Genomic DNA, 19,175 nt, shown 5'->3' on the forward strand with positions numbered 1-19,175 from the left:
AGGTGCCGATCATGTCTCCCGTTCCCCGTCTCGGATCCTCTGCCCTCCGGACCGCCGCCGCGCGCCTCGTCGTGGTCGTCGCGGCGCTGGCCGTCCTGATGGTCGGGGTGGCGCCGGTATCCGCCCAGGCCGCAGCCACGATCACGGTCGGTGCCGTCTCCGGGACACCCGGCACCGCCGTCACGGTGACGGGTACCGGCTTCCCCAGGAAGACCAGGGGGATCGTCACGGCAGGGACCGTGAGCGCGCCCCTGACCACGACGCCGAAGGGCTCCTTCGCGGTGTCGATCGTGCCGGCGGGGACCGGCCCGGTGGACATCACGGCGACCGCCGGTGCCGCCACCGCGAGCGCCCGTTACACCGTCCTCGACCCGGCACCCGCATCGGGCGCCCCGAAGGGCCTCCGTTTCGGTGTCGGCACCGACGGCGGGTCCGCGGCCGGCGCGGAGCTCGACGACGTCGCCGCCCTGGCGGGAGAGGCGCCGTCCCTGGTGCTGTCCTACAAGGACTTCAACCAGCCCGCCCCCATCGCGGAGCTGGATGCCGTGCGCGCCCGCGGTGCCGAGACGCTGCTGACGTGGGAGCCGTGGACCTGGGGCGGCGGCACCGGGCAGCCTGCCTACTCCCTCGACCGCATCGCGGCCGGTGAGTTCGACACCTATCTCCGCGAGTGGGGCACGGCCCTGGGGCGCTGGGGGCACCCGGTGTACCTGCGGTTCGCGCACGAGATGAACGGGGACTGGTACCCGTGGGCGGCCGGCGTCAACGGCAACACCGCGGGCGACTACATCGCGGCCTACCAGCACGTGCACGACGTCGTCGCCTCCACCGGCGCGACCAACATCAGCTGGGTCTGGAACCCCAGCGTCCCCTACTCGGGATCCACGCCCCTGGACCGGCTGTACCCGGGCGGAGAGTACGCCGACGTCGTCGCACTCGACGGCTACAACTGGGGTACGTCGCAGGCGTGGACCTCCTGGCAGGACCCCGAGGCACTGTTCGGCGACGGGATCGCGCAGCTCCGGCGCCTCGCGCCGGGCACGCCGATCATGATCGCCGAGACGGCCTCGTCCGAGATGGGCGGGTCCAAACCCCGGTGGATCTCCGACCTGTTCGGGTACGTCTCCGCGCAGGAGGACGTCGTCGCGCTCGTCTGGTTCCACATCGTCAAGGAGACCGACTGGCGCATCGACAGCAGCGCCGACTCCGCCGGCGCCTTCGCGGCCGCCCTCGCCGCGCGGCGCTGACAGCCGCCCGGCATGGGATGGGCCGTCGCCGTCAGCCCGGCGACGGCAGCGGCTGGCAGCGCGGACACCACCAGGTGCGACGGCGGCCCGGATCGTTCGGCACCTCCGCCCTGACGCGCACGGTGGTACCGCACCGGAGGCACGGCCTGCCCGCCCGGCCGGCCACCCAGTGCTTCTCCCCCCGGCGGGTGTTCCCCGTGGTGACCTGGTGCGCGCCGGGTTGCGTGGCCGAGAACCGCAGGCACCGGGCGCCGAGGGCCACCAGCGCCGGGACGTCGACGTCGGCGACCGCCGTGTCGGGGTGGACGCCCCGCAGGAAGCAGAGCTCGTTGGCCCACAGGTTCCCGAACCCGGCGACGTTCCGCTGATCGAGCAGGGCGGCCGCCACGCGCTCCCCGGGGTCGCGGCGCAGCCTGCGCACCGCCTCGTCCATCGACCAGTCGTCCCGCAGCGGATCAGGACCGAGGTGACCCACGGCGTCGCCCTCCGCCCGGGTGGGCAGCAGGTCGACGACGGGCAGGTCCAGGCCGTACGCGGTGGGGCCGTCCTGCACCGCGAGGATCACCCGGACGTCCGGCAGGAGTTTCCGCGGCAGAGCCCTGCCGGGGGCCGTGACCGTCCATGACCCCTGCATCAGCAGGTGCGTATGCAGGGTCAGCCCGCCGTCGAACCGCGTCAGCAGGTGCTTGCCGTGGGTCACGTGCTCCGTGATCCGCATACCGTCCAGCGGCGTGGTGGCGTGCGCGGGGACCCGCAGGTCGCCACGGCTGAGCGCGCGCCCGTCGAGGGATCTCCGCAGACGGGCGGCGAGCCGGAACACGCTGTCCCCCTCGGGCATGACGCCTCCCTGTCCTGTTGCTGCCGCGGCCAACCTAGCGCCCGCCACCGACGCTTCGGCCCCGGCACGACCCGCCCCGCCGCGCCCCCATACAGCATGTTGCCCGTGGCAAACTCCTCTCGCCGCAGCCGACCGGGTGGTCTAGATTCGGAAGGAACGCAGTCCATCGAAGGGAGAACACCATGAAGAACAAGCTTGTTTTCGCAGCAGGCATGGCGGTCGGCTACGTCCTCGGGACGCGGGCCGGCCGGGAGAGCTACGAGCAGCTCAAGACCAAGGCACAGGAGCTGTGGGAGAACCCGAAGGTGCAGGACACGGTCGCCTCGACCACCGACACCATCAAGAGCAAGGCCCCCGAGGTGCAGGACTCCCTGAAGGGCGCCCTGAAGAAGGGTGAGTCCGGCAAGGGCGAGTCCGGTAAGGGCGGCAAGGCGAAGGGTGGCGCCGGGACCACGGGGACCACGGGACCGAGCGGCGGGAATCCCCGCGACATCGAGGACACCCCGTTCCAGGCACAGGACAGCGAGACCCGTCCTGAGCTCGGGAAGGATCTCGGGAAGTAGCGGCTCTCCACGAGGCGGGCCCCGCATGACGCCGGGGCCCGCCTCTTCCGTGTCCCCTGCAGGAACGGTCAGACGCTTTCGCCGGCCACTCCCCCGGTGTCCGGCACTGCCGCGCAGTCCTCCGTGACGAGGACGGCGTTGACGGCGACTGCCGTCCGGTAGGCGTCTCCGGCGGCGGTGACGAGGTGGGCGGCGGGGTCCGCGGCATTGCCGACCGCCCAGACCCGCTCCCGTGACGCCCGGCCGAGGTGATCGGTGGCGACGCAGCCGTCGTCGCGCAGTTCGCAGCCCAACGAGGCGACCAGCAGGGAACCCGCGTCCGCCCCCGGTTCGCAGAACACCGCGATGCACGGCACCCGTTCCCCGTCGGCGGACCCGTCGTCCACGCGGACGGCGACGAGCGCCCGCGGGCCGCCGTCGTCGTGCGCTTCGTCCGGGACGAGGTCCCGGACCGCCCCGTCCACCACCCGGACGCCCCTGGCTCGCAGGCGGCGTGCATCCTCCTCCGGCACGGGGCCGAGGAGGTGCGGGAAGTAGGTCACGTCCGCCGACCACTGCCGCAGCAGGAGCGCCTGCGCGGGCGATGCGTCGGTGCAGCCGATCACGCCGAGCGCCTGGTCCCTGACCTCCCAGCCGTGGCAGTACGGACACTGCAGCAGCCCCCTGCCCCACGCCTCCCGGGCGCCGGGGACCTCCGGGAGGACGTCCCGGAGGCCCGAGGCGAGGATCAGGTGCCGTCCCTGCGCCGTCGCGCCGTCCGTGGTCGTCACGGTCCAGGCGCCCGTCCGCTCCTCCGAGCCGTCGACGAGGACGCCGTCGACGACGCCGTCCAGGAAGTGCACCCCGTAGGGTTCGAGTTCCGCCCGGCCCAGGGCCACGAGGTGCTCCGGGGTGGTGCCGTCGCGGGTCGGGAAGCCGAAGGCGGCGTCCGCCGGCGCGTTGCGGGGCGTTCCGCCGTCGATCACGAGGACGCGCCGCCGGGCCCGCCCGAGCACGAGGGCTGCGCTCAGCCCCGCGATCCCGCCGCCGACGACGACGGCGTCATACACTACCGGTCTGTCCATCCCACCATCCGACCACGCCGCGCGGCCGCACCGCGGTCGCACTTTTCCCTTGCGCTCAGCCGGCGGGTCGCGCGGCGGGGTCGGTCGGCCCGGGATCGGAGGTCAGGCCCAGCGACGCCACGAGGGACGAGAAGCGCCCGTTCGCAACGAGGTCCTCGACGAGGACGGCCCTGCCGTCGGCGTCGGCGAGAGGGATCCGCCAGTTGGGGTACTCGTCACTGGTGCCCGGCTGGTTCTGCGTGCGGCGCTCCCCGACGGCGTCGGCGAGCGCCACGCCCAGCAGGATGGACGGGGTCTGCCCGATGAACGCGTGCAGGGCCTCGACGGTCTCCGGGACGCCGGCAGGGCCGTCCGCGAGGAGATGGCGCTCCCGGAGGAGGTCGAGGAACTTCTCCTGCACGGCGCGGTCCTCGGCCTGCTCCTCCTCGACGGGCCGGCTGAGGAGGCCGAGCCTCTCGCGCAGCGCCACGTGCTCGCCCGCCAGGTACCCTGCGCTGGGCGGGAGGTCGTGCACGGTCACCGTGGTCAGGCAGCCCTTGCGGTAGGCCTCGGGGGGAAGGGGTCCGTCCTCGTCCTGCTCGAACCACAGGATCGAGGTGCCGAGGATGCCGCGTTCGGCCAGGTACTCCTGCACTCCGGGTTCGAAGACCCCGAGGTCCTCCCCGACCACGATCGCGCCGGCCCGTTCCGCCTCGAGGGCGAGGATGCCGATCAGCGCCCGGTGGTCGTAGTACACGTAGGCTCCTGCGCCGGGTGCCTCGCCCTGCGGGATCCACCACAGCCTGAACAGGCCGAGGATGTGGTCCACCCTGATGCCGCCGGCGTGACGCAGGATGTTGCGGAGCATGTCGCGGAACGCCGCATAGCCGGAAGCCGCCAGGCGGTCCGGGTGCCACGGCGGCTGGCTCCAGTCCTGGCCGAGCTGGTTGAACATGTCCGGTGGCGCGCCGACGCTGATGCCCGCGGCGAGGACGTCCTGGAGCGCCCACGCATCCGCCCCGCTGGGGTGGACGCCGACGGCGAGGTCATGCACCACGCCGATGGACATCCCTGCATCGGTCGCCGCCCGCTGGGCGTCCCGCAACTGCTCGTCGAGCAGCCACTGCAGCCACGCGTGGAACTCGATCCGTGGCGCATGGCGCTCGGTGAACTGCCGGGCTCCGGGCGAGCCGGGGCGTCCGACCTCGTGCCATTCCGGGGCGTCCGGCGGATACGCCTCGGCGAGCGCCGACCACAGCGCGAAATCGGCCAGCCCCCGGCCCTGGTGGGCACGGTAGGCGTCGAAGTCCTGCTGGCGCCCCGCCGGGCGTTCGACGGCGAAGACCAGCTCGAGGGCCTCCAGCTTCGCGGCGTACGAGGAGTCACGGTCGAGCAGGTCGGTGGCCGTGTTCACGGCGGAGAAACCCGCGGCCAGGTCATCGATGCGCGTCCGCGCCGCGGTGTCGAGGCTCGCGTACTCGGGGATGTCCTCGACGCGCAGGTACAGGGGGTGGAAGTACCGGCGGGTGGTCGGCAGGTAGGGCGAGGGTTCCACCGGCGGTACGGGCTCGGCGGCGTGCAGGGGGTTCACCAGCACGAAATCGCCCCGGTGCCGCGCGGCCGCCTGCGCGATCCGGCCGAGGTCCGCGAGGTCGCCGATGCCCCAGGAGTCCGCGGAGCGGACCGAGTACAGCTGGGCCATCAGGCCCCAGCCGCGGTGGTCCGCCAACGCGGCCGTGGTGCTCAGCCGGTCCGGCGTGACGACGAAGGCGCAAGTGCTCTCCTGCCCGTCCACGCGGGCGTGGAGCGTGTGCCAGCCCAGCGGGACGGCGTGCGGCAGCGTGCCCTCCCGCCGCTCGAGGTCCCGGCCGTCCACGGTGCGGGCCTCCCCCGGCTCGCCGACGGCCCCCGGGTGGCGGACCCCGTCCTCGTCCACGGCCCAGAACTCCACCTCCGCACCGGCCGGCACGTGGAGGGGCACGGGGTCGGCGTCACGCCGGCGCACGACCACGACGTGGGGCAGGACCGAGCGCCAGGCGGCGGTCGCGGTGTCCGCGAGGGCCTGCGCGATGGCCGTGTCGGACGAGGCATCGACCCCGAGCGCCGTGAGGACCGCCACGAGCGTCTCCGGGGCCACCTCGGCCGGTTCACCGTCCCACCCCTTGAAGGTGGTCCCCACCCGGTGGGCCTCGGCAAGCTGTGCGAGGGGAGAAGTGGTCCGCGGGCGTGGGTCGTCGTGCTGCGTGGTGTCGGCCATGGCTCCAATCTAGGCGGCCATCAGCAGGCTGCGCATCCGCACCCGCCGCCCGCCCGGGATTGACGGGGTCGGGGACCCCGCGCCGCACCCCGCCGTGCGTGCCGGGACCCGGGGCGGAGGACGGGGTGCGGGGTTACCAGGTGTCCTTCGTGTAGGTGCGGTTGAGGCGGGCGATCAGCGTGCCGAGCACCTCCACGTCCTCCGGCCTCCAGCTGCGCATGAGGGCCGTGAATGCCGTGCGTCGGCCGCTCTGCGCGGCCGCGAGCTGCTGCTGCCCGAGCGGTGTGAGGACCACGCGCTGGGAGCGGGCGTCGTGCGGGTCGAGCTCGCGGTTGACGAGCCCCAGCCGCTCGAGCCCGGCGAGCTGCCGGCTCACGGACGGCTTGCCCACCCCGATGCTGAGGGCGATGTCCGTCGCCCGGAGGGACCCCTCCCGCTGCAGGAGCGTCAGGATGCCGTAGGCGGCCGGCTCCATGTCGGGGTGCACGTGCTTCGCGAGCGCATGGGACGTGGTCCGTTCCCGGCGCCACAGCACGCTCGTCTGCTCCTCGAGCACCTCGATGGCGCGGTCGAATTCGACGTCACCTGCCCCCGCTGCTGTCTCCATTCCCGAAGCGTATAGACGAGCGGCCCGGGCGGGGAGGGGTTCCGGCGAACATTCCTGAAGATTTCAGCGCGCGGGCCACGCCTGCGTCCTGACGAAGTCCCGGTGGATCTCCGTCTGGGACAGCGCGGACAGCAACTGGAAACCCTGCAGCCCCTCCCAGCCCGCGGTCCAGGTCAGGCGCGACGCGAGATCCCAGACGGTGGGCTCCTCCACGTCCGCGAGGACCGCCGCCACCTCCCGCGCGCGCTTCAGCTGATGCTCGGCGCTCTCGTCCGCCCGCCCGCCCAGCCCGGAGAACCGGTGGCCGTGCCCGGGAAGCGCCTCGTAGTGTCCGTAGCGGCGCACCCGGTCGATGGACGCCACGTAGTCGGCCAACGGGTTCGACGGCGTCGCGCCCCCGAGTCCCAGCCCCGCGAACACGGTGGGCAGCACGTGGTCGCCCGTGAAGAGGAGCCCGCGGTCGTCGTCGCGCAGGCAGATGTGGCCGGCCGTGTGCCCCGGCGTCCCCATCACGACCGTCCGGAAGCCGGGGACGGGCAGGACGTCGCCGTCGGACAGGGTCCGGTCCACGGCCGGCGCGAGCCCGTGGGGCGAGCGGTCCACGAAGCGGGAGAGCTCGTCCCGGCGCTCGTGCGGGACGTCCCACCCCTCGAGGCGCGCGGTCACCTCGTCGGCATCGAGCAGGCGGGCGTCATGGCGCTCGAGGGCGGCACGCTCCGCACCGTGCATCGCCAGGGGTGCGCCCGACGCCCGCCGCAGGCGGGCGGCCATGCCCACGTGGTCGGGGTGCAGGTGCGTCCCGGTGATCCCGGTGACGGCCCCGTCCGGCGCGACCGCCACCAGCGCCGATGCCAGCCGGTCCCAGTTCGCGTCGGAGTCCCACCCGGGGTCGATGACGTGGACGCCGCCGTCCGCACCGCGCAGCAGGTACGTGAAGGAGTAGGCGAGGTGCCCGCCCGGCATGGGCTGCGCGAGGGACCAGACGTCGTCGCGCACCTGCTCCAGCGGCGGGAGCTCCCCGCGGTCGGAGGCCGCGAGGTGCTGCGTGCCGGTGTTGTGCATGTGCCCTCCCGATGGTCTCCTCCCACCGTAGCCCCGCAGCGGGACCTGCGGGACCCGGCCCGCGGGGCCGGGTCCCCCTGGCCCGCAGGGCGTGCTGCCTACTTCGTCGCCGTGATCACGATGCCCTCGATCGACGTCACGGGGATGTCCCCGAAGTCCCGGGAATCGATGGAGACGGCGCGATTGTCTCCCAGCAGGAAGACGCTCCCGGCCGCGACGGTCACGGGGCCGAAGTACGTCGCGTCGATGCGGCTGTGATCGACGAACGCCTCTGCCACGAGGACGTCGTCGACGTACAGTTCCGCGTCGCGGATGGCGACGCTCTGCCCTTCGCCGGCCACGACCCGCTTGATGGCGGTGTGGCCGTCGACGGGGTTCGTGAAGGCGACGACGGCACCGTTCTCGATCGCGCCGGCGGCCGCGGGCTTGTAGACGAAGGCAATGGAGCCGGAGGCGATCGCCGGCTCCATGCTGTCCGACCGCACGATGAAAGGCTCCACCACCCATGCCCTGAGGGACAGGACCGCCAGCACCACGATCGTCGCCACGAGGATGCCGGGTCCACGTCCGCGATGGTCGGGTGGCCGCCCGGTGCGTGGACGCCCCGACCCCTGCCCCGGTCCTCGGACGACCCTCAATCCGTCTCGTCGTCCCATTCGGGCCGGGCCACCGTCATCGGATCGTTGCGGTCGTAGTCGGTTTCCCTGAGGCCCACCCGGAACTGGGCCATCATGTCGTGGTCCTCGTGCGGCAGATTGTGGCAGTGCATCATGTAGAGGCCCTGGTGCGGGGTGAATTTCATGAGGAGACGCACGGTCTCCCCCTCCCCGACATAGACCACGTCCTTGGGGCCGCGCTCGTAGGGGAAAGCCGCCCGTCCGTTCCGGCTGAGAACCTGGAAGTCGACCAGGTGGATGTGGAGCGGGTGGAACCAGCCGCCCGAGCCGTTCTCCACCTCCCAGATCTCCACCGAATCGAGGGCGGGATCGGCGACCACCCGCTTGTACCCGGTGGCGATGACGTCCTGCCAACTGTCGTCGTTGATGGTCCACAAGTTGGTGACATCGCTACGCTTCAGCCGGAACCGGCGCGTCTTCACGGCCTGCGCGGCCGTCAGCGACATGGGTTCGCTGCCGACCAGCGTGGTGGGGATCCGGTTCCAGGTGGGGTCCGTCGTGTCCACCGGCTCGTCGGTGACGTCGAACGCCATGATCTTGTGGGTGAAGTCGTAATCGACGTTGTTCCTGTTCGAGAGGTTGCGCAGTTCGATCCGCTGCCCGGTGGCGTACTTCCGGAAATCGATGAGGACCTCGTAGCGCTCCGCTCCCGCATGGCGGTAGTTCGCCACGCTCTGGGCCGTCGGGACCAGACCGCCGTCGGTCGCCACGACGACGAGGGGGGCCCCGGTACTGAGTGTCGGCCGCAGTGACCGGGAGATGGAGCTGTTGAGGATCCGGAAGCGATACACACGCTTCTGGACCTTCATCACGGGCCACGGCCTGCCGTTGACCAGGATCACGTCGCCCCAGAGGCCGGAGTGGCTGTTGTCGTCATACCCCAGGGACCCGTTCTCCGCGAACATCGCATCACTGATGGTCAGCGCGACGTCGTACCGGCCCTGCGGGAGGAGCTGCCGCTCCACGGGGTCGTGCAGGTGGTACTGCGCCGCCAGGCCGGAGTACGCGTTGAGGGCCGTGAAGTGCACCCCGTGGTCGTGGTACCACAGGCTCCGGGCGGGCTGGACGTTGGGGTAGCGGTAGTCCTTATAGAAGCCCGGGTGCGTGATGTCGCTGGCATAGCCGTCGTACTGGGGCAGCGACGCCGAGCCGTGGAGGTGCGTGGACGTGGACAGCGCGTGTCCGTCCAGCGCATGTTGTGCCGGCAGCTGGTTGCGCACCCGCAGGACCGCCTTCGTGCCCTGGTCCAGGCTGATGGTCGGGCCCGGGAACAGTCCGTCGTAGCCGAGGACGGGTGTGGTCAGCCGAGGCAGGATCCGGGCCGTGGCGGCCTTCTGGGTCACCCTGTAGTAGTTGACGGGCAGCCCGTCCGCAGGATCGATTCCCGTGGCGTACGGCTGGAGGACGGGGGCCTGGACGAAGGGCACCTGGAAGGGCCTCGGCATCTCCCGGTCGTTGAGCCGGCTCGCGGACTTGGCGTCCACCGATCGTGTGGGCAGGATCGCACCGCCTGCACCAAGGGCGCCCAGCCCTCCCAGCAGCAGTACGCGACGACGTGACACTGACATGAGCTGTCTCCTAACCTCGATGCCGCGACTGTGCCGCACCCAGGTTGGGGATTCCCTGCACCGGACGGACCAGCCCTTGGAGAATGCCTGTAGAAGGCTTGGAGAGCCCCGGACTCGGGGCCCGCGCTCTAGCTTCCGCCCCGGTGGTGTCCGGGTCCGAGCGCCAGCCCGGGCCCGCCCGGCAGTTCGAGGGTCAGATCGATGGCCCGGTCCGGGAGGTCGAACACGAGGACGGCGTCGACGGTCTCGCCCTGGCGCGCCGTGGCAGGCGCAGGGGAGAACCAGACCGCGTCCCAGGAGCCGGAACCCAGGCCCGACACGGCGTAGCGGGAGGGGTCGAAGACCAGCCCGTCCTCCTCCATCGCCGTCAGCTCCAGCATGATCCGGACCCTGTGCAGGCCCTCTCCCGGCGGCCCGTCGAGCGCGGGGGAGGGCACGGGCGGCAGCCACTCGTCGGCCTCGACCGGTATCACCCCCTGGATGCGCGCGAGTCCCCCGTCGACGTCGGCCGAGGCACCGAGGAGCACCGGCGGTGTCCGGGGGGCGGCCGTCAGTGCGCCGACCGCGATGCTCACCACGAGGGCGAGCAGAAGCATCGGGACGAGCAATCGTGTGCGCCTGAGCGCTGCAGGGGACGCCATGCCGGTCAGTGTCACGCCGTCTCCTAGGGAATCCCTAGGAACCAGGACCGGCACGCGCGAGCGTGCTCCTCGACGGCACGGGTGCCGCCTCCCCGGGAGGCCCCGACGCACGGAACCGTGGACGAGGGCCAGCATTTCCCCAAGGTGGTCCTCCTAGCGTGTGGGCGTGCGCGAACCTCGCACACACTCACCCGAGGATCAGTGAGGTTGTCATGAATACTGCAGTGCATGAACCGGGGCAGCTGAAGTCCCGCAGCCGGAGGCACGGGCGGACGGCGATGGTCGCCACCGTCTCGGCCGTCCTTGGCGCCACGTCCCTCCTGGCCGTCCCGGCGGCCCACGCGGCCGTGCCGTCGTTCCCCGACAATCTGGTGGTCTTCCCCGATCGGGACTTCGTGACGATCGAGGGGTACCAGGACCGCATCGGCCAGACGGCCACCGTGGAGGTGCGCCGCCCCGGGGTCGGGGTCGTCGGTTCCGCACAGAGCGTCGTCTCCGCCGGCGACGTCGCCTTCGAGATCAACCATCCCGGGGGCGTGTGCTGGGGTGCCGGCACCGGCCTGAAGGTGACGCCCGATATCCTGCCGGGCGACACCGTCGCCATCAGTTTCGGCGGCAGCGAGGCCGGTGCCACCGTTGTCCAGGACACCTACGTCACGGCTGCTTCGACCCTGTCCGGCAACACCGTGACCGTGAAAGGTCATGTCGGTCCAGGGGTGGACAGGGACCAGATGGAACAGCGCATCGTCGAGCCCGCCCTCAAGGACACCGGGGTGGGGCGCCGCGACGTCCGCGCGGTCCCGGGCGACCTGGCACAGGAGGACGGCTACCGGTCGCAGCTCCAGTTCGGCATCGACGGCCCCGACACGTTCACGGCGACCTACATCCTGGACGACGCCGTTGCAGCCGAACTCGTGGCCGATGCCGGTGGCGCCCGGTCCATGGCCTGGCAGGAGCAGGACGCCGACGGCAATCGGCAGGGCCTGACCATCTCCGAGTTCGGGGAACTCGGAGGTCCCGGCATGGGCGGCTGCCCGAACGGGCCCCTGCAGTCGGGTCCGGCCGGTCCCACGAGTATCGCCGCCGCCAGGGTCGATGGGGACCTCAGGGTGAACTGGACACCGGCCCAGGCCATCCCGGGCACGCCCGCCATCACCGGCTACCGCGTCACTGCCGTGGCCCGAACAGTCACAGGCAGCGAGCAGGTCGAGACCGGGGTCCGCATCAGCAGCCCGAGAGCCACCAGCACCACCCTCCGGGGTCTTGCAGCGGAAGAGGAGTACGACGTCTACGTGGTGTCCGTCAGTGACATCGGCGAGACGTTCCCGGCTGTCCATGCGATCACCCGGACCGACACCGTGGCCCCGACCGTCCAGGCCTCCCCCAACGGCGGGACGTTCCCCACCGCGCAGCAGGTGACCCTGACGGCCGACGAACTGGGCAGCGACATCTACTACACCGTCGATGGGACCGATCCCGTCGCCGGCGATACGAGCACCACCCAGTCGATGCTCTACACCGGACCGATCACCGTCGCGCAGACCGGTACCATCACCTTCGCCGCCGTCGATCCGTCCGGCAACGTCTCCGACAACGGTGAAGTGACCTTCACCATCACCGACGACCCGGTACCCGCCGCCCCGGCCTTCACCGCCCCGCCCACCGCCGGGCAGGGAACGGCGGAGGTGTCGTGGACGGCGCCCGACCCCGGAGCACCAGGACTCACCATCGACAGCTACACGGTCCAGGCCTACACGACCGAGGGTGAGGCGGCCGGCGCCCCGAGGACCGTACCGGGCGACGTCACGACGCTGGTCTACGACGGTCTCACCGGCGACACCGCCTACCAGTTCACCGTCCGGGCGATCAACAGGAACGGTGCCGGACCCGAATCGGCCAGGAGTGCCCCTGTCACCGTGCAGGGTGCGCTGGTCGCCGTCGCAGGCGAGGACCAGACCGTCGCACGCCGGTCGACGCCGACCGCCGTCACCCTGGACGGCGCCGGCTCCACCACCACGGACGCCACCTTCCAGTGGGAGCAGGTCCTCACCGGACCCGCAGACCCCGACAGGGTCACCCTGACCGGGGGCACCACCCTGAAGCCGACGTTCACCCTCCCGGTCTACAGGACACCGATGACCAACAATCCCCTCACCTTCCGGCTGACGGTCACCTCGGGCGGAAGCACGAGGACGGACGAGGTCAAGGTGGTACCGGTACCGGACCGGGTCACCATCGGCCAGGCCCAGTGGAAGTCCGGTGACCTGCGGATCGGCGGCACCGGCACCGTGGTCGGCGGAACGATCACGGTCCGCGTGGGCGGCCCGACCGGACGGATCCTGGGAACAGCACCCGTCACCGCTGCAGCCGCGCCGGAGACCGGCGGCGTCTACACCCTCCGGTTGCGCAATGTCGCTGCAGGGACCACGAACCCCGGCAGGGTCTGGATCGAATCCACGGTGGGAGGTACCGCTGGGCCGACCACGGTCACCAACAAGTAGCACACTGCACCTGACACCCGGGGTCCGGCAGCTTCCACAGGAAGCAGCCGGGCCCCGGGTGATCTGTTTCCTGGAGGTTCACGTGGCTTCCACCTCATCGACCTCCCGCACCGGAGCAGCCGCGGGCTTCTTGCCGGACCAGCGCATCACGGGGGCGGACTCCCCGAACGTCGCGACGACCGACGTCCCGTGCCCCGGCGAGGAGCTGATGTGGAGGGATCCCCCGGCCGACCGGATGGTGTCGGCCAGGATCCTCAGGCCGAAGTGGTCCTCCGCCCGATGCTCCTTCGCATCGAAACCGATCCCGTCATCCGACACCGAGATCCGGGTCTGCCGGCCGGACTGTCGGATCCGCATCTCCACCGATCGCGCCGCGGAGTGCTTGGTGGCGTTGACCAGGGACTCACGGGCCACCCGGTAGACCAGGGCGCCCTGGTCCCGGTCCAGGACGAGAGTGTCCGGGATCTCCACGACGAAGGCGATCCCGCGCTCCACCAGGAGTGACTGCAGTCGCAGAAGGGAGGCTTTCAGCCCGAGTTCCTCGAGATCGGGCGGGTAGAGCTCGCTGGTCATGGCACGCAGTTTCCGGACATCATGCTGCAGCATCGTCCGAGCATTGGAGAACACCGGACGGAGTTCGGCGGTGCCGCGGCGTTCCTCCGATTCCAGGGCATAGGCCAGTCCGGACAGATCCTGGATGACTTCGTCATGGAGTTCGCCGGCGATCTGCCGTCGCTCGTTGTCCGATGCCTCTATGGCGCAGCGCAGGAGGGCGTTCCGGGTGGCCTGATGCACCTGGATCCTGCGTGCCAGACGAACGGCCGGCACGAGCTGCGCCAGTTGCAGGACGGCCAGCGACAGCACCATCGGCGGGATCATGCCCATCAGGACGGAATGCTGCTCACGGCGCACCGCTTCCCCGGCGGAATAGGTCTCGAAGACCATCGGGGCACCGGACCGGGAGGTGGACCGCACGTAGACCTCCACGAGTTCGCCGGAGCCGACCTCGAACGCGTTCTCGTCCGACGTCTGGTACTCCAGGCTCGCTGTTCCCGGGCCTCCCTCGAGGAGCAGGCGGGCCCATTCCTCGTGCTCGAATTCCTGGCCGATGAGCGATTCCGCATCCGAGTAGACCACCCGGCCGTTCTCGTCCCACACCTTGATCCTCGACACGTTGCCGCTGTTCAACCAGGGAGCCAGTCTCTGGTCGAGCACCTGCAATGCCGCCGGGTCACCGGCGAGGAGTTCCTCGGTGATCAGTGGCCCGACCACGTTGTCGGCCAGTCGTTGCGTGATGTCCCGGGCATTGGCCAGGGCGTGCCGCTCTGCTTCGGCCCGCACCCAGAAAGCGACAGGGGTCGCAACCAGCACGAGCGCAAGGAGGCCGACGGCGAGGAACTGCAGGACGGCGAAGCGGACCTCGCGCTGTTCTGCGACTTCATGAACAGGCAGGACGCCCGGGGGGACGTCGGTGACCTCGCCTGGTCGGGGCCCGTGCACGGCGGCGGCGCCCGGTCGGCTCTACGCGGGCTCCGGTGAGGCCTTGGCGGAGTTGCCGAGCCTCGCCACCAGCGAAGGGTGCACGATCATGTTTCCCGGGCGGGCGTGCCTCAGCGTGTCCAGCATGATCCCCAGCGCTCCGTCCTTCGGGAGGAACCCACAGATCCCCATGCGTGCTGCTTCACGGAGCGCTTCCTGGGACGGGTTGCCCGTCAACATGACGATCCGCGCCTGGGGGTCCTCCGAGAAGATCCGCTCCGCAGCGTTCAGCCCTGATCCGTCGGAGAGATACAGATCCATGACCACGACGTCGGGCCGTAGCTCACGGAACCTGTCGACAGCTTCACCCACGGTCGTCGCCGCGCCGACGCTCCTGAAATCGGGTTCCCGGTCCAGCGCACCGGCCAGCAGGTCCGAGAACGTGGTGTGGTCGTCGACGATCAGGATGCTCAGTCGCTCCCTGCCGGGTGCCGCTCCGAGCGAAGGGAAGAACCGTTCCCCCGAGGCCGGGGCCAGTGGGCGGTGGGAACCAGCCTCGTCGAACGGAGCGGTCGTCGCCAGCAACCGGGCGTGGGCCTCCTTGAGCAGCGCACCCGGAGCACACCCGAGCTCCTCGTCCATGACCCGACGGCAGCGCTCGTAGGCCCTCAGTGCGGCGGTGCTCTCGCCCTTGCCTTCGAGTCCCAGGATCAGGGCTGTCCACGCCCGCTCGTCCAGGGGGTCCTCACGGACCGCCAGGTCGCCCCAGCTGATGGCCCGGCCCACCTCGCCCACGAGAAGTGCCGATTCTGCCGCCAGGACCCGGACGCGGCGGACCCGCTCGGCATGGAGGGTCCGCTCCTCCTCGGCCCAGGCCGGCAACACCTCGTCACCGAACAGCGGGGCCGCAGCAAGGTCGAGTGCTTCGCTCAGCAGCGTGAGCGCAGCATGCGGCGTGGCTGCCTCGGCCTGCCGCGTGAGGACTCCAAACCGGTCCAGATCGAGATCGACCAGCGCCCGATCGACCACGTACCCGCCGGGGACCGTGCGTAGCGGGCCCGTTCGACCGGCACCCGGCTGGAGACTGCGGCGCAGGACGCTGACGTAGCTCTCCAGCGTGGGCAGTGCGACCGCAGGGTGCTTGTCGTTCCACAACAGATCCATGATCCGGGTCTTCGACACGGCCGAACCGAAGTTGAGGAGGAGGATCTCCAGCACCTGCCGGGGCTTGGGCCCGCCGAGATCACCGGCGCTGAGCTCGGTGTCCCCCCGAAGAACCGTCAGCGGTCCCAGGACGGAGATACTCAGCCGTACCATGTCGCTGCACACGGTCAAGGGGCCACCTGAAGTGCTTGCTTCTTCTGCCAGATCCAACGTGACCACAATGTCCTGCCCTATGTCATCGAATGCCCTGCCTGCCATCTAAGGACGCGCGACGGTGCGGCGCCAGAGGGGTACCTACGCAATGGTCGGGGCCCGCTACGCAGCGGTGGTCAGCAGGTTACTCAGCGGCAGGGACGGGCTACTGCCACCCATTCACCGGGGCTGTGGGGCTGGTCGATGGGGTCAACCAGGACGAGGCCCGAGTCGGCTGGTGGATCATCAGCAACTCGGGCCTCGTCGATCGACGGCTCACCCCGCGCGGGGCTTCCTGCTCAGCCCCCGAAGAGGGCCGCGGCGCGGGTGAGGGTCTGGAAGACACCGTAGGCGAGGGGCACTCCGACGAGTGCCCAGACTGCGGTGATTCGTGCTCCGGCCATGTCAGGCCTCCTTCGCAAATTCTCTCGGCGCGTTCCGGACGGGTTCGTGGAAGCGGGCGTTCACGGGCTTGACGAGCAGGTTGGCGATGAAGCCGATGATCAGCAGTACCACCATGGTGAGCAGGGCAGGCTGGTAGGCGCCCGCGGTGAGCTCGCCCGGGGTGCCCTGCGCGTCGAGGAAGGCGTTCACGATCAGCGGTCCGGCGATCCCGGCAGCGGACCATGCGGTGAGCAGTCGGCCGTGGATGGCGCCGACCTGGTAGGTGCCGAACAGGTCGCGCAGGTAGGCCGGTGCCGTGGCGAAGCCGCCGCCGTAGAAGGAGATGATCACGAAGGCGAGCGCCACGAACAGCAGGGTCGTGGAGGAGCCGGCCAGGGCGAGGATCAGGTACAGGACCGCGCCCACGCCGAGGTAGATCATGTAGATGCGCTTGCGGCCGATGAGGTCCGACATGGTCGACCAGCCGAACCGGCCGCCCATGTTGCCGATGGACAGCAGGCCCACGAAGCCGCCGGCGACGGCGACGGAGACCGCCGTCGTACCGTCCGCGCCGCGGAAGAAGTCCTGGATCATCGGGGAGGCCTGCTCCAGGATGCCGATGCCCGCCGTGACGTTGCAGAACAGGACCACCCACACGAGCCAGAACTGGGGCGTCCTGATCGCGTTCGCGGCGGAGACGTTGTCGGTGGTGATGAGGGGCTTGGACTTCAGCTGGGAGGGATCGAAGCCGTCCGGCTTCCAGCCCTCGGCCGGCACCTTGATGGTGAAGGCGCCGAACATCATGTAGACGAAGTAGATGACCGCGAGGGTCAGGAACAGCTTCCCGACGGCGTCGCCGCTGGCCACCCAGCCCTCGGCGCCCGAATTCGGGTCGTACATGCGGAGCAGCTGCGTGGACAGGGGGCTCGCGATGAGCGCGCCGCCGCCGAAGCCCATGATCGCCATGCCCGTGGCAAGGCCGGGGCGGTCGGGGAACCACTTGATCAGCGTGGACACGGGAGAGATGTAGCCGATCCCCAGCCCGATGCCGCCGATGAAGCCGTACCCGAGGTAGACGAGCCACAACTGGTTCGTGAAGATGCCGAGCGCTCCCACCAGGAAACCGGAGGTCCAGAGCACGGCAGAGGTGAACATGGCCTTGCGCGGACCGTTGCGATCCACCCAGGTGCCGAGGAGGGCGGCGGACAGGCCGAGCATCACGATCGCGATCGAGAAGATGATGCCGATCTGCGTCAGCGTGGCGTCGAAGTGCGCCGTCAGTGCGGTCTTGTAGACGCTGGTCGCGTACGCCTGGCCGATGCACAGGTGGACGGCCAGCGCGGCGGGCGGGATCAACCAGCGGTTGAATCCCGGTTTGGCGATGGTGTGGTCGCGGTCGAGCCAACTCATCGATGGCCTCTCTGTCAGCTTGAGTGGCCTCCCCCGGCCATTGTTGTCGAAAGCAATTATGCGGTGCATCACAGCAGGCCGGAGTACAACCCGCGATCGGCGGTAGTGGTGGCGCGTCGAGCGGTTCTGTGATCCGGAAAATACCCAGCCGACTTAGTAGTTTCGTTACACTGGCGCTCATGACCATCACCGAGCAGAGCCCCGACACCAGACTGAAGCGCGGGATCACCGGCCCGCTCCTGTACCTCTTCATCCTCGGCGACGTCCTCGGGGCCGGCGTCTACGCCCTGGTCGGTGTCATCTCGGGGGAGGTGGGCGGCGCCATCTGGATGCCGCTCATGGTCGCACTGGCGCTGGCCCTCCTGACGGCCGGATCCTACGCCGAACTGGTCACCAAGTACCCGAAGGCCGGTGGGGCCGCCGTGTTCGCCGAACGTGCCTTCAGGAAGCCGTTCATCTCGTTCCTCGTCGGCTTCTGCATGCTCGCCGCCGGGGTGACCAGCGCCGCCGGGCTCGCCCAGGCCTTCGCCGGCGGCTACCTCACCACCTTCATCGACGTGCCGGCGACGCCCGCCGCGCTCGTCTTCCTCGTGCTCCTGGGCCTGCTGAACATGCGCGGCATCAAGGAGTCGGTGCGCAGCAACGTGGTCATGACCGTCATCGAGGTCTCGGGCCTCGTCCTCGTGATCGTCGTCGTCGGGATCTTCCTGGCCGCCGGCAACGGTGACCTCTCGCGTGTCAACGAGTTCCCTCCCGGCGTGGGCCCGGCGTCGGCAGTCCTGGCGGCGTCGCTCATCGCCTACTACTCCTTCGTGGGCTTCGAGGTCTCCGCGAACGTCGCCGAGGAAGTCCGCGACGTCAGCCGCGTCTACCCGCGGGCCCTCTTCGGCGCGCTCCTCACGGCCGGCGTCGTCTATCTCCTGATCGGGCTGGCCTCCTCCGCCACCCTCGCCCCCGACCAGCTCGCGGGCTCGAGCTCGCCGCTGCTCGACGTCGTGGCGGCCACCGGCGCGGGCATCCCGGGCTGGCTCTTCAGCCTCGTGGCCCTGATCGCCGTTGCCAACGGCGCCCTGCTCACCATGATCATGTCGAGCAGGATCACCTTCGGAATGGCCGAGCAGGGCCTCTTCCCGTCGGTCTTCGACCGCCTGCTGCCCCGCCGCCGCACCCCCTGGGTGGCCATCGTCGCCACGACGCTGGTCGCCATGGCACTGACGCTGACCGGCGGGCTCGAGTCCCTCTCCCAGACCGTCGTCCTGCTGCTGCTCTTCGTCTTCCTCAGCACCAACATCGCCGTGCTCGTCCTGCGCAAGGACACGGTGGAGCACAAGCACTTCCGCATCCCGGCGGTCTTCCCCTACCTCGCCATCGCGTCCTGCATCCTGCTGCTCACCCAGCAGACGGCCGAGATCTGGGTCCGCACCGGCATCCTGCTCGCCCTCGGCCTCGTCCTGTACGGCGTGCAGCGACTGGTCCGCGGACAGGCACGAGACGCCGCCGACCGGTAGGTTCTTCCGCCGCCCCCTCGCCGGGTCACCCGCC

General features: G+C 70.4%; 16 protein-coding genes. 4 read left to right on the top strand and 12 right to left on the bottom strand.

Annotation, left to right across the window (positions count from 1 at the left end):
* Nucleotides 1-11 precede the first annotated feature (11 nt).
* Nucleotides 12-1,247: a glycoside hydrolase family 26 protein gene (locus RY94_RS04085; RefSeq protein WP_082046145.1), complete on the top strand. Its 1,236-nt coding sequence runs from the start codon at nucleotides 12-14 to the stop codon at nucleotides 1,245-1,247.
* 31 nt (nucleotides 1,248-1,278) lie between these two features.
* Here the strand turns inward: RY94_RS04085 and RY94_RS04090 are convergent, their stop codons facing one another.
* Nucleotides 1,279-2,085: a DNA-formamidopyrimidine glycosylase family protein gene (locus tag RY94_RS04090; RefSeq protein WP_043442081.1), complete on the bottom strand. Its 807-nt coding sequence runs from the start codon at nucleotides 2,083-2,085 to the stop codon at nucleotides 1,279-1,281.
* A gap of 182 nt (nucleotides 2,086-2,267) precedes the next feature.
* Here RY94_RS04090 and RY94_RS16620 point away from each other — a divergent pair, with 182 nt between their 5' ends.
* Nucleotides 2,268-2,648: a YtxH domain-containing protein gene (locus RY94_RS16620; protein WP_052273913.1), complete on the top strand. Its 381-nt coding sequence runs from the start codon at nucleotides 2,268-2,270 to the stop codon at nucleotides 2,646-2,648.
* 68 nt (nucleotides 2,649-2,716) lie between these two features.
* Here RY94_RS16620 and RY94_RS04100 read toward each other — a convergent pair whose 3' ends face one another.
* The 7 genes from RY94_RS04100 to RY94_RS04130 all read right to left on the bottom strand — a co-directional run bounded on the left by RY94_RS04100 (nucleotide 2,717) and on the right by RY94_RS04130 (nucleotide 10,518).
* Nucleotides 2,717-3,712 (bottom strand): NAD(P)/FAD-dependent oxidoreductase, encoded by a 996-nt coding sequence (locus tag RY94_RS04100; RefSeq protein WP_043442082.1) that lies wholly within the window; start codon nucleotides 3,710-3,712, stop codon nucleotides 2,717-2,719.
* A 55-nt stretch (nucleotides 3,713-3,767) separates the two neighbouring features.
* Entirely contained in the window at nucleotides 3,768-5,948 is a 2,181-nt protein-coding gene (gene malQ / locus RY94_RS04105; RefSeq protein WP_043442083.1) for a 4-alpha-glucanotransferase, read from the bottom strand.
* A gap of 133 nt (nucleotides 5,949-6,081) precedes the next feature.
* Nucleotides 6,082-6,555, bottom strand: a complete 474-nt coding sequence (locus RY94_RS04110) for a MarR family winged helix-turn-helix transcriptional regulator (protein WP_043442092.1) — start codon at nucleotides 6,553-6,555, stop codon at nucleotides 6,082-6,084.
* Between the two features lie 63 nt (nucleotides 6,556-6,618).
* Nucleotides 6,619-7,617, bottom strand: a complete 999-nt coding sequence (locus RY94_RS04115; RefSeq protein ID WP_052273914.1) for an MBL fold metallo-hydrolase — start codon at nucleotides 7,615-7,617, stop codon at nucleotides 6,619-6,621.
* Between the two features lie 98 nt (nucleotides 7,618-7,715).
* The gene (gene lepB, locus RY94_RS04120) at nucleotides 7,716-8,165 is read right to left on the bottom strand and encodes a signal peptidase I (RefSeq protein WP_231554408.1); all 450 of its coding nucleotides are present in this window, start codon (nucleotides 8,163-8,165) and stop codon (nucleotides 7,716-7,718) included.
* An 86-nt stretch (nucleotides 8,166-8,251) separates the two neighbouring features.
* On the bottom strand, nucleotides 8,252-9,862 hold the full coding sequence (locus RY94_RS04125) for a multicopper oxidase family protein (RefSeq protein ID WP_043442096.1): 1,611 nt from the start codon (nucleotides 9,860-9,862) through the stop codon (nucleotides 8,252-8,254).
* Between the two features lie 128 nt (nucleotides 9,863-9,990).
* Entirely contained in the window at nucleotides 9,991-10,518 is a 528-nt protein-coding gene (locus tag RY94_RS04130) for a hypothetical protein (RefSeq protein WP_156135010.1), read from the bottom strand.
* A 197-nt stretch (nucleotides 10,519-10,715) separates the two neighbouring features.
* Here RY94_RS04130 and RY94_RS04135 point away from each other — a divergent pair, with 197 nt between their 5' ends.
* On the top strand, nucleotides 10,716-13,004 hold the full coding sequence (locus tag RY94_RS04135) for a fibronectin type III domain-containing protein (RefSeq protein WP_043442099.1): 2,289 nt from the start codon (nucleotides 10,716-10,718) through the stop codon (nucleotides 13,002-13,004).
* A gap of 78 nt (nucleotides 13,005-13,082) precedes the next feature.
* Here RY94_RS04135 and RY94_RS04140 read toward each other — a convergent pair whose 3' ends face one another.
* From RY94_RS04140 to RY94_RS04150, 4 genes are all read right to left on the bottom strand, one after another.
* Nucleotides 13,083-14,504 carry a sensor histidine kinase gene (locus RY94_RS04140; protein ID WP_231554409.1) on the bottom strand — a complete coding sequence of 474 codons (1,422 nt, stop codon included), beginning with the start codon at nucleotides 14,502-14,504 and terminating at the stop codon, nucleotides 13,083-13,085.
* Between the two features lie 21 nt (nucleotides 14,505-14,525).
* A complete protein-coding gene (locus RY94_RS04145) occupies nucleotides 14,526-15,800 on the bottom strand; it encodes a BTAD domain-containing putative transcriptional regulator (protein ID WP_052273916.1) in 1,275 nt (424 codons plus the stop codon).
* A 338-nt stretch (nucleotides 15,801-16,138) separates the two neighbouring features.
* Nucleotides 16,139-16,243 carry an MFS transporter small subunit gene (locus RY94_RS18660; protein WP_442853434.1) on the bottom strand — a complete coding sequence of 35 codons (105 nt, stop codon included), beginning with the start codon at nucleotides 16,241-16,243 and terminating at the stop codon, nucleotides 16,139-16,141.
* A gap of 1 nt (nucleotide 16,244) precedes the next feature.
* Nucleotides 16,245-17,633 carry an OFA family MFS transporter gene (locus RY94_RS04150; RefSeq protein ID WP_043442102.1) on the bottom strand — a complete coding sequence of 463 codons (1,389 nt, stop codon included), beginning with the start codon at nucleotides 17,631-17,633 and terminating at the stop codon, nucleotides 16,245-16,247.
* A gap of 179 nt (nucleotides 17,634-17,812) precedes the next feature.
* Between RY94_RS04150 and RY94_RS04155 the strand changes: the two genes are divergently transcribed.
* The gene (locus tag RY94_RS04155; RefSeq protein WP_043442104.1) at nucleotides 17,813-19,141 is read left to right on the top strand and encodes an APC family permease; all 1,329 of its coding nucleotides are present in this window, start codon (nucleotides 17,813-17,815) and stop codon (nucleotides 19,139-19,141) included.
* Nucleotides 19,142-19,175: the final 34 nt, after the last annotated feature.

This window comes from Arthrobacter sp. L77 (assembly GCF_000816565.1).
Taxonomy (GTDB): Bacteria; Actinomycetota; Actinomycetes; order Actinomycetales; family Micrococcaceae; genus Arthrobacter_D; species Arthrobacter_D antioxidans.

What these genes read in the sequence shown, in the direction of transcription:
- RY94_RS04085 (WP_082046145.1), top strand. Translation starts at nt 12, where the DNA reads ATGTCTCCCGTTCCCCGTCTCGGATCCTCTGCCCTCCGGACCGCCGCC.
- RY94_RS04090 (WP_043442081.1), bottom strand. Translation starts at nt 2,085, where the DNA reads ATGCCCGAGGGGGACAGCGTGTTCCGGCTCGCCGCCCGTCTGCGGAGA.
- RY94_RS16620 (WP_052273913.1), top strand. Translation starts at nt 2,268, where the DNA reads ATGAAGAACAAGCTTGTTTTCGCAGCAGGCATGGCGGTCGGCTACGTC.
- RY94_RS04100 (WP_043442082.1), bottom strand. Translation starts at nt 3,712, where the DNA reads ATGGACAGACCGGTAGTGTATGACGCCGTCGTCGTCGGCGGCGGGATC.
- malQ (WP_043442083.1), bottom strand. Translation starts at nt 5,948, where the DNA reads ATGGCCGACACCACGCAGCACGACGACCCACGCCCGCGGACCACTTCT.
- RY94_RS04110 (WP_043442092.1), bottom strand. Translation starts at nt 6,555, where the DNA reads ATGGAGACAGCAGCGGGGGCAGGTGACGTCGAATTCGACCGCGCCATC.
- RY94_RS04115 (WP_052273914.1), bottom strand. Translation starts at nt 7,617, where the DNA reads ATGCACAACACCGGCACGCAGCACCTCGCGGCCTCCGACCGCGGGGAG.
- RY94_RS04125 (WP_043442096.1), bottom strand. Translation starts at nt 9,862, where the DNA reads ATGTCAGTGTCACGTCGTCGCGTACTGCTGCTGGGAGGGCTGGGCGCC.
- RY94_RS04135 (WP_043442099.1), top strand. Translation starts at nt 10,716, where the DNA reads ATGAATACTGCAGTGCATGAACCGGGGCAGCTGAAGTCCCGCAGCCGG.
- RY94_RS04145 (WP_052273916.1), bottom strand. Translation starts at nt 15,800, where the DNA reads ATGGTACGGCTGAGTATCTCCGTCCTGGGACCGCTGACGGTTCTTCGG.
- RY94_RS18660 (WP_442853434.1), bottom strand. Translation starts at nt 16,243, where the DNA reads ATGGCCGGAGCACGAATCACCGCAGTCTGGGCACTCGTCGGAGTGCCC.
- RY94_RS04150 (WP_043442102.1), bottom strand. Translation starts at nt 17,633, where the DNA reads ATGAGTTGGCTCGACCGCGACCACACCATCGCCAAACCGGGATTCAAC.
- RY94_RS04155 (WP_043442104.1), top strand. Translation starts at nt 17,813, where the DNA reads ATGACCATCACCGAGCAGAGCCCCGACACCAGACTGAAGCGCGGGATC.